This is a genomic window from Actinomadura sp. GC306, assembly GCF_004348665.1.
Classification (GTDB): Bacteria; Actinomycetota; Actinomycetes; order Streptosporangiales; family Streptosporangiaceae; genus Spirillospora.
Window position 1 is genome coordinate 21,031 of record NZ_SMKM01000047.1, and the last position, 9,191, is coordinate 30,221.

The 9,191-nt window shown below is 70.9% G+C and carries 7 protein-coding genes; all 7 read right to left on the minus strand.

The window, feature by feature from the left end:
- Positions 1 to 46: 46 nt before the first annotated feature.
- The 7 genes from E1200_RS09930 to E1200_RS09960 all read right to left on the minus strand — a co-directional run bounded on the left by E1200_RS09930 (position 47) and on the right by E1200_RS09960 (position 9,135).
- A complete protein-coding gene (locus E1200_RS09930) occupies positions 47 to 1,411 on the minus strand; it encodes a GH1 family beta-glucosidase (RefSeq protein WP_131951532.1) in 1,365 nt (454 codons plus the stop codon).
- Positions 1,408 to 3,702 carry an alpha-xylosidase gene (gene yicI / locus E1200_RS09935; RefSeq protein WP_131951533.1) on the minus strand — a complete coding sequence of 765 codons (2,295 nt, stop codon included), beginning with the start codon at positions 3,700 to 3,702 and terminating at the stop codon, positions 1,408 to 1,410. Before yicI ends, E1200_RS09930 begins: the two co-directional genes overlap by 4 nt.
- Positions 3,699 to 4,595: a carbohydrate ABC transporter permease gene (locus tag E1200_RS09940; RefSeq protein ID WP_243708450.1), complete on the minus strand. Its 897-nt coding sequence runs from the start codon at positions 4,593 to 4,595 to the stop codon at positions 3,699 to 3,701. Before E1200_RS09940 ends, yicI begins: the two co-directional genes overlap by 4 nt.
- Positions 4,592 to 5,506 (minus strand): sugar ABC transporter permease, encoded by a 915-nt coding sequence (locus tag E1200_RS09945; RefSeq protein WP_243708451.1) that lies wholly within the window; start codon positions 5,504 to 5,506, stop codon positions 4,592 to 4,594. Before E1200_RS09945 ends, E1200_RS09940 begins: the two co-directional genes overlap by 4 nt.
- Positions 5,503 to 6,783 (minus strand): extracellular solute-binding protein, encoded by a 1,281-nt coding sequence (locus E1200_RS09950; protein ID WP_131951534.1) that lies wholly within the window; start codon positions 6,781 to 6,783, stop codon positions 5,503 to 5,505. Before E1200_RS09950 ends, E1200_RS09945 begins: the two co-directional genes overlap by 4 nt.
- Positions 6,784 to 6,947: 164 nt before the next feature.
- On the minus strand, positions 6,948 to 8,321 hold the full coding sequence (locus E1200_RS09955) for a cellulose binding domain-containing protein (RefSeq protein ID WP_131951535.1): 1,374 nt from the start codon (positions 8,319 to 8,321) through the stop codon (positions 6,948 to 6,950).
- A 34-nt stretch (positions 8,322 to 8,355) separates the two neighbouring features.
- Positions 8,356 to 9,135, minus strand: a complete 780-nt coding sequence (locus E1200_RS09960; protein ID WP_207933270.1) for a putative hydro-lyase — start codon at positions 9,133 to 9,135, stop codon at positions 8,356 to 8,358.
- Positions 9,136 to 9,191 lie beyond the last annotated feature (56 nt).

Genomic DNA, 9,191 nt, shown 5'->3' on the forward strand with positions numbered 1-9,191 from the left:
TCGTCCTCGTAGCCGTCCACCGTGCGCTTGATCGTAGTCGTCCTGGTCATCGGCGATGCGCGGCGATCGTGTCGCGGTACCAGGCGGCGCTGTCCTTCCAGGTCCGCTCGCCGGTCGGGTAGTCGACGTGGACGAGGCCGAACCGCCTGGAGTAGCCGTAGGCCCATTCGAAGTTGTCCAGCAGCGACCACGCGAAGTAGCCCCGGACGTCGGCGCCCGCCGCGCAGGCCCGCTCCACCGCGGTGATGTGGTCGCGCAGGTAGGCGATGCGGCGCTCGTCGCGGACGCGGCCGTCATCGTCCACCGCGTCGTCGAACGCGGCGCCGTTCTCGGTGACCAGCAGCGGCGTGTGGGGGTAGTCGCGGTGCAGCCGCAGGAGCAGCTCCTCCATGCCGGTCGCGTCGATCGGCCAGCCCATCGCCGTGTACGGGCCGGGCTGCGCGACGAACTCGACGGTGTCGCAGCCGACGAACGGGGAGGCGGCGCCCCGGCGGTGCCCGTCGGCGTGCTCGCGCGGCGAGACCCCGTCCCAGCGCCGGACGAGCGTGGGCGAGTAGTAGTTGACGCCGAGGACGTCGAGGGGCGCGGCGATGATCTCGGTGTCGCCGTCTCGCAGGAAACCCCAGTCGCTGACCGGCGCGGTGTCCTCCAGCAGGTCGGCTGGATAGCCGTTGCCGAGCATCGGGTCGAGGAACACGCGGTTGGAGACGGCGTCCACCTGGCGGACGGCGTCCGCGTCGCCGCGCAGGTGGTGGATGTTGAGGGTGACGGAGTGCCGCGCGGACGGGGACACTACGCCGCGCAGCGCCCGCACGGCCAGGCCGTGGGCGAGGTTGAGGTGGTGGGCGGCGGCGAGCGCGTCCGCGGGGTCGGTGCGTCCCGGGGCGTGGACGCCGGACGCGTAGCCGAGGAACGCCGTGCACCACGGCTCGTTCAGCGTCGTCCACGTGTGCACGCGGTCGCCGAGGACGCGCCCGATCCGCTCGGCGTAGTCGGCGAAGCGGCGCGCCGTGTCGCGTTCGGGCCAGCCGCCCGCGTCCTCCAGCGCCTGCGGCAGGTCCCAGTGATAGAGGGTGGCGACCGGGGCGATGCCGTGCCCGAGGAGTTCGTCGACGAGCCGGGAGTAGAAGTCGAGGCCCTTCTGGTTGGGCGTCCCCTCGGGGAAGACGCGCGACCAGGAGATGGAGAAGCGGTAGGCGTCGAGGCCGAGCTCGGCCATCGTCGCCACGTCCTCCTGCCGGCGGTGGTAGTGGTCGGTGGCGACGTCGCCGGTGTCGCCGTTGAGCACCTTGCCGGGCGTGTGGCTGAAGGTGTCCCAGATGGACGGTGCGCGCCCGTCCTCTTGGGCCGCGCCCTCGATCTGGTAGGCGGCGGTGGCCGCACCCCACACGAACCCTTCCGGGAAGCTCATCGGTTCTCCATTTCCAGAGTGATAGCCAGTTCGTCGCCTGCCGCCCTGATGAGGACGCCCTGCGGATGCTCCGCCTGATCGCCGCCCCGCACCACGGCCGGACGCGCGTTGACGAGAAGAACGTTCCAGGTTCCGCCGCCCGTGACGCGCAGGTTTTCACCGTTTCTCGTTGTGGTGAACGTGGTGTCGCCGACGCGTGCGGTGACGGTCGTCCCGTCGGCCGGCTCGTAGACGCGGAGCGTGACGCCGTCGGCGTGGTCGTAGTCGGGACGGTCCTGCACCGCGCCCTCCGGGACGACCGCGCCGGGGCGGACGAGCAGCGGCACGCTGCCGAACCCGTGCGTTTCGCGCACCCAGCGTCCGCCTTCGACGCGTTCACCGGTGAGGTAGTGCGTCCAGGTCCCCTCCGGGACGTAGTAGGAGACCTCGCCGTCCGACGAGAACACGGGCGCCACGAGCAGGTCGTCGCCGAGCATGTACTGCCGCTCCAGGTGCGTGCACGCGGGGTCGTCCGGGAACTCGGCGACCATCGCCCGCATCATCGGAAGTCCCTCTTCATGCGCCTGCCGGGCGGCCCCGGAAAGATAGGGCATCAGCCGCATCTTCAGCCGGGTGAAATCGCGGAGGACGTCCACCGCCTCCTCGTCGAACAGCCAGGGCACACGGTAGGAACGGCTTCCGTGCAGGCGGCTGTGCGAGGACAGCAGGCCGAACGCGATCCAGCGCTTGAACAGCGCCGGGTCCGGTGTGCCCTCGAATCCGCCGATGTCGTGGCTCCAGTACCCGAACCCCGACATGCCCAGGGAGAGACCGCCGCGAAGGCTCTCCCCCATCGCCTCGAACGTCGATTCGGCGTCGCCGCCCCAGTGCAGCGGGAAGCGCTGGCCGCCGGCCGTGGCGGAACGGGCGAACACCACCGCCTCGCCCTCGCCGCGCCGCTTGCGGAGAAGGTCGAAAACGGTCTGGTTGTAGAGATGGGTGTAGTAGTTGTGCGCCCGTTCCGGGTCGGAGCCGTCGTGGTAGACGACGTCGGTGGGGATGCGTTCGCCGAAGTCCGTCTTGAAGGAGTCCACGCCCATGTCGAGCAGGGCGTCGAGTTTGCTCGCGTACCATTCCCTCGCCTCGGGATTGGTGAAGTCGACGACGGCTAGACCGGGCTGCCACTTGTCCCACTGCCAGACGTCGCCGTTCGGGCGTTTCAGCAGGTAGCCGCGTGCCCGCCCCTCCTCGAACAGGGGTGAGCGCTGCCCGATGTAGGGGTTGATCCAGACGCAGACGCGCAGGCCGCGCTCGCGTAGTCGGCGCAGCATCCCCTCCGGATCGGGGAAGACCCGCGGGTCCCATTCGAAGTCGCACCACTGGTACTCGCGCATCCAGAAGCAGTCGAAATGGAAGACGCTGAGCGGCAGGTCGCGCGAGGCCATCCCGTCGATGAACGACGTGACGGTCTCCTCGTCATAGGACGTGGTGAACGACGTGGAGAGCCACACCCCGTACGACCAGTCGGGAAGCCGGGCGGGGCGGCCCGTGAGCGCCGTGTACTTGCGCAGGATCTCCTTCGGCGTCGGCCCGTAGATGACGAGGTACCGCATCGACTGGCCTTCGACGCTGAACTGCGTCCGGGCGACGGCCTCCGACGCCACCTCGAAGGAGACCCGGCCCGGATGGTCGACGAAGACGCCGTAGCCCGCGTTGGTCAGGAAGAACGGCACGTTCTTGTACGCCTGCTCGCTGGCCGTGCCGCCGTCGGCGTTCCAGATGTCCACCGCCTGGCCGTTCTTCACCAGCGGCCCGAACCGTTCACCGAGCCCGTAGACGAAATGGTCCACGCCCAGATCGAGCTGCTCGCGGACGTAATGGCGTCCGTCGTCGGTGTCGATGACGGCCTGCGCCTTGGGCGCACTGCCGGTGAGGCGCCGCCCGTCCGCCAGGAAGTCGACGCCCCACTCCCCCGTCCGCCGGACCCGCACCGACAGCGCACCCGACGTCAGCGTCACCGCGTCGTCGCCGGCCGACACCTCACCCCCCGGGTCGGTGGCGAGCTCGAAATCGGGGCCGCGCCGCTGCCCGCCCGCGAAGTGCGTGAGGGTGACGCCGATGACGTCCGGCATCGGCGAGTCGCAGGTCAGCGTGACGACCGGGCCCTTGAGCAGGTCGCCCCGGTGCCGGATGCGCTGGACGGGCGCGTACACCGTGAACGAGCCCGGCCGGGTCTCGACGTCGAGGACCTCCACTGGGTGAGACGCGTGCACGCCCTCGCGCATCATCCAGTAGCCGTCACTGAACTTCATTGCTTGATCGCCCCCGCAGTGAGCCCGCGCGACAGAGTGCGCTGGAAGATGAGGAAGAAGAGCACGGTCGGGAGCAGGCCGAGCAGCGACGCGGCGCTGGACATCGTGGCGTCCATGAGCCGCTGCCCCTGCAGCACGCCGAGCGCGACCGAGACCGTCTGGTTCTCGTTGGAGATGAGGAAGACCATGGGGATCAGGAACTCGTTCCAGGTCCACACGAAGAAGAAGACCATCAGCACCGACAGCGTCGGCCGCACGACCGGCACGACCACCCGCCACAGCACCTGCCACCGGCCCGCGCCGTCGATCCGCGCCGCCTCCAGCAAGGGGCGCGGGAACGCCGACAGCACGGACGCCAGCAAGTACGTCCCGAAGGCGCTCTGGATGACGGTGAACACGATGATCACGCTGATCCTCGTGTCGTACAGGCCGACCTGCTTGGACAGGTAGTAGAGCGGGTAGACGAGCGCCTCCTGCGGCACGGTGTTCGCCATCAGCAGCAGGACCAGCACCCACATCCGCCCTTTGATCCGGCCGATGCCGAGGGCGTAGGCGTTCAGGACCGACAGCAGCACGGCGAGGACGGCCACGGACCCGCTGATGAACACGCTGTTCAGCAGCACCTGCCCGAACTCGACCCGCTCCCAGAACGCGCGGACGGCGTCCAGGTCGAACCCGTCCGGCGGCGCCAGCGGCCCCTTGGTGGAGTACTCCTGCGGCGTCTTGAGCGCGTTGAAGACCACCACGACGAACGGGATCAGCATCACGCCCGCGAACGCGGTCAGCGCCACCAGCACCGCATAGGCCGACGGGCCGCGCCGCCTGCGCTTGGACGTGCCGGGCCGCCGGGCTCGCGGCGGCGTCCCGGTCTCCTTCGCGAGGGTCGCGGTCACCGCTCCTCCCCCGGCTCGCTCCCCTGCATCCGCAGGAACAGCACGGTCAGCGCGACGATCACCAGCGTCAGCACGGTCGAGATCGCCGAGCCGTAGCCGACGTCGGACTTCTCGAAGAAGCTGACCCACGAGTAGTACGCCGGGACGTTCGTCGCCCCGCCCGGACCGCCCTTCGTCAGGACGAAGATGTGCGCGAACGCCTTGAGGGCGGCGATCGTCGTCCACAGCAGCACGACGAAGATCTCCGGCCGGATCTGCGGGATCGTGATGTGCCGGAAGCGCCGCGTCCAGGAGGCGCCGTCGATCTCCGCCGCCTCGTACAGCGACGGGTCGACCCGCTGCAGCCCCGACATGAAGATCACCAGCGGGAAGCCGATCTGGATCCAGACCATCACCGCGATGACGCTCCACAGCGCCGTGGCCGGATCACCGAGCCAGTCGTGCGCGAGCGCGCCGAGGCCCACCGCGTCCAGCAGCGCGTTGACCGCGCCGTCCTCGGGGGCCAGCAGCCAGCTCCACACCACGCCCGCGATGACGATCGGGAGCACCTGCGGCAGGTAGATGCAGGCGCGCAGGAAACTCGCGGTCCGCGCCCCGAAGTGCCGGCCGATCAGGTCGGTCAGCACCGAGGCGAGCACCAGCCCGATCATCGTCGGGACGATCGCCATCCCGACGATGATCAGCGCGTTGTGCCCGAACGACGCCCAGAACTGCTCGTCCCGCACCAGGTCGCGGTAGTTGTCCAGCCCGATCCATTCCGGCTTCCCGACGCCCGTCCACTCGGTGAAGCTCGTCCCGATGTTCATCAGGAACGGCACGCCGATGACGGCGGTGAACAGGAGCAGGCCCGGGAGCAGGTAGGGCACGTACCCCCACCGCTCCCGCGACCCGCCGCGGACCGGCGTCGTCACTTCGGCAGGCCGCCGTCGTAGGACTTCTGCAGACCCTCCAGGACCTCGGACGGGGCGGTGCCGTTCATCAGCTTCTGCGTCTGCGACACCCACACGTCGTAGAAGCCGGCGACCGGCCAGTCCGGGTAGTAGGCGAGCCCGCCGGACTCCGCCAGCCCGTCGAAGTCGCCGATCAGCTTCTTGGCCTTCTCCTCGGTGATCGCGGCCGGGTCCGCCGCGACCGGGATGCCGCCGGCGTTGCCGAGGGTGTTCTGGATCCCCTTCTTCATCGTGATGTCGATGAAGTCGTAGGCGAGCTCCTTGTTCTCCGACCCCTCGGGGACGACCCAGAGGTTCCCGCCCGAGCCGAGCGTCATCGTGGCGCCGGGCCAGACCGAGGTCTCCCACGCGAAGTCCGCCTCGGCGGCGACGCGGCCGAACCACCAGCTCCCGGAGAACATCATCGGGAACTCGCCCTTCATGAAGGCGACGCCGGCGTCCTCGGCCTTGAGGCTGACGGAGTTCTTGGCGATGTAGCCCCTCTTCACCCAGTCGGCGAACGTGGTCGCCCCGTACGTCCAGGCGGCGTCGTTGAAGTCCGTCTTGCCGGTGTAGCGCTGGAAGGCGTCCACCCAGCCCTGGTCGGCCTTGGCGAGGGCGAGCTGGTAGACGAACTGGTGCGCCATGTACTCGGCGCCGGCGTTGGTGAACGGCGTGACGTCCTCGGCGACGAAGGCGTCCATGGCGGCGACCAGCTGGTCGAACGTCGTCGGGATCTCTACGCCGTGCTTCTCGAACAGGTCCTTGTTGTAGTAGATCTGCAGGTACTCGGCGTAGTTGGGGACGCCGAACCACTTGTCGCCGCCCATCGTGCCCTTGGCGTCGTACTTGGCGGTGACCTGGACGTTCGGGCTGATCAGCTTGTCCCAGCCGCGCTTGCCGACCTCGGCCGTGAGGTCGGTCAACAGGCCCTGCTTCGACAGCATCCCGGCGGTCGCGTTGCCCTTGTTGTACTCCATGACGTCGGGGGCGTCCTTGGAGTTCAGCACCATCGGCGCGGTCTTCTGGATCTGCTCGAAGCCCTTCTCCTCGAACGTGACCTTCACGCCGGGGTGGCTCGCCTCGAACTCCTTGACGGCCTCGCTCCACGCCTTCCCCATGGCGCTGTCGGGGGCCTCGTAGTGCCAGAGCTTCAGTTCCTTGCCACCGGAGCCGCCGTCGCCGCCGCACGCGGTCAGCGACAGGGCGGCCGTGGCGAGGGCGGCGAGCACCGCCGCGCTCCTGCCTGCCTTGAACATGGTCACCTCCGGGGGTGGGGATCGACGCACTGTCGAAGCGCTTCGATTGCCCCGGATGCTAGGCCGCGGTGCGCCGCGGCACAATAGTCCGCACCGCATCGATTCGAGTTCGGCCTCGCTGACCTGCGCGAACATCTTGGGAGCGCTCCCAGATCGGGGCCGCCTCAGCCGCGGCACTCGCCGCCGTTCAGGGTGAAGCGGGACGGGCGTCCGTTGGCGCCGTCCTGCCGCCCGAGGAACCCGAACTCGGCGGAGCCGTCCGGCGGTATCGACCGGTTCCAGTCCGCCGCCCGCACCGTGACCACCGAGCCGTTCTGGACCTGGCTGCCGTTCCACAGCTGGGTGATCGCCTGGCCGTCGGGGAACTCGAAGCCGAGCTCCCAGCCGTCGATCGCGCCGTCCCCGAGGTTCGTGATCCGCACCGTGGCCTGGAAGCCCTGCGGCCACGTGCCGTCGATCCGGTACGCCACCGCGCAGGCGGCGGCCGCCGGCCGCGTCGGCGACGGGCTCGCCGCCACGGGCGGCCCGGCCGCCTCGCGGGACGCGTCCGGGGACAGCGCGGCCAGCAGCACCGCCGCCAGCGCGATCACCCCGGTCGCCGCGCCCGCGATGAGCAGCGGCCTGCGCGCCGACGCCCAGTCCGCCGACGCCGCCGGTGCCGGTGCCGGTGCCGGTGCCGCGGCGGGTGGGAGCGGGTCGTCCAGGACGCGCGTCGCCTCCCGTGGCGGGCCGGCCGGCTCGCCGCCGTCGCCGGCGGGCCGCAGCACCGGAAGCGCGGCGAGGCGCACGCCGGACGCCTCGGCGAGGATTCGCGCCGCCTCGGGGGCGGTGGGCCGCGCCTCCGGGTCGACGTCCAGGCACCGGATGCACAGGGCGGTGACCTGGTCGGGGACGTCCGGCGGCAGGGTGGGATCGTCCGCGGACGGGGCGCCGCCGAGGCACTCCCGGAGGACGACGCCGAGGGAGAAGACGTCCGCCGCGGGGGTCGGGGACGCGCCGTCCAGCAGCTCCGGAGCGACGTAGGCGGGGGTGCCGAGGAGGGGGCCGCCGGCCGCGGACGGGCCGGTGAACGCGATGCCGAAGTCGAGGACCTTCACGCCGACCGGGGTGAGGTACACGTTCGCGGGCTTGATGTCGCGGTGGACGATCCCGGCGGCGTGGGCGGCGGCCAGCGCGTCCGCGACCCCGGCGCAGATCCCGGCCGCCTCGCGCCATGGCAGCGGCCCCCGGGACAGGCGCGCCGACAGGGTCTCCCCGTCCAGCAGCTCCATGACCACGTACGGGACGCCCCGGTGCTCGCCGTAGTCGTGCACGCCGGTGATGTTCGGGTGCGCCAGGCCGGCGGCGGCCTTCGCCTCCGTGCGCAGCCGCCGCGTGAACTCCTCCGGCCACCCTTCCCTGGGCACCTTCACCGCGACGGCGCGGTCGAGGACGAGGTCCTCCGCGCGCCAGACGGTCGCCATGCCGCCGGCGCCGAGCGGGCGCTCCAGGCGGTAGCGGTCCCCGAGGACCACTCCCGGGGCGATGATCTCGGCCATGGACCGCAGCCTATTCCGTACCGTGGGCGCCGGTTCAGGGGACGAGGTACCGGCTGTCGCGGACGTCGGTGATCGCCATGTGGCCGGGGGCGTGCCCGATCGCCAGCTCGGGGCGGGACGCCATCACCGCCGCCTGCGGTGTCACACCGCACGCCCAGAACACGGGGATCTCGTCCTCCCGGATCTCGACCGGATCGCCGAAGTCGGGCCGGCCGAGATCGGCGACGCCGAGGGCGGCCGGGTCGCCGACGTGGACGGGGGCGCCGTGCACGGCCGGGTAGCGGGACGTCACCCGCACCGCGTCGGCCACCTGCCCGGCCGGGACGGGCCGCATCGACACGACGAGGGGTCCGCCGAACGCCCCGGCGGGGCGGCACATCCGGTTCGTCCGGTACATCGGGACGTTGCGGTTCTGCTCGGTGTGCCGGACGGGCACACCGGCCTCGCGGAGGGCGTCCTCGAAGGTGAAGCTGCACCCGATGAGGAACGCGACCATGTCGTCCCTCCAGTGGGCGGTCACGTCGGCCACCTCGGCGACGGGCTCCCCGTCCGCGTAGACGACGTAGCCGGGCAGGTCGGTGCGGAGGTCGCCGGCGAACAGGGAGGCGGACACCTCGCCGGGTTCGGTGACGTCCAGGACGGGGCACGGCTTGGGGTTGCGCTGCGCGAACAGGAGCAGGTCGTAAGCCTGCGCACGTGGCACGGCGATGAGGTTGGCCTGCGTCCACCCGGCGCACCAGCCGGACGTGGGGGCCTGCAGCCCGGCGCGGAACAGCGCCCTGGCCTGCTCCGGCGACAGCGCAGCCGGGTCGATCTGTGCCGGGTCGATCTGTGCCGGGTCGATCTGTGCCGGGTCGATCTGTGCCGGGT

What these genes read in the sequence shown, in the direction of transcription:
- E1200_RS09955 (WP_131951535.1), bottom strand. Translation starts at nt 8,321, where the DNA reads ATGGCCGAGATCATCGCCCCGGGAGTGGTCCTCGGGGACCGCTACCGC.
- yicI (WP_131951533.1), bottom strand. Translation starts at nt 3,702, where the DNA reads ATGAAGTTCAGTGACGGCTACTGGATGATGCGCGAGGGCGTGCACGCG.
- E1200_RS09950 (WP_131951534.1), bottom strand. Translation starts at nt 6,783, where the DNA reads ATGTTCAAGGCAGGCAGGAGCGCGGCGGTGCTCGCCGCCCTCGCCACG.
- E1200_RS09930 (WP_131951532.1), bottom strand. Translation starts at nt 1,411, where the DNA reads ATGAGCTTCCCGGAAGGGTTCGTGTGGGGTGCGGCCACCGCCGCCTAC.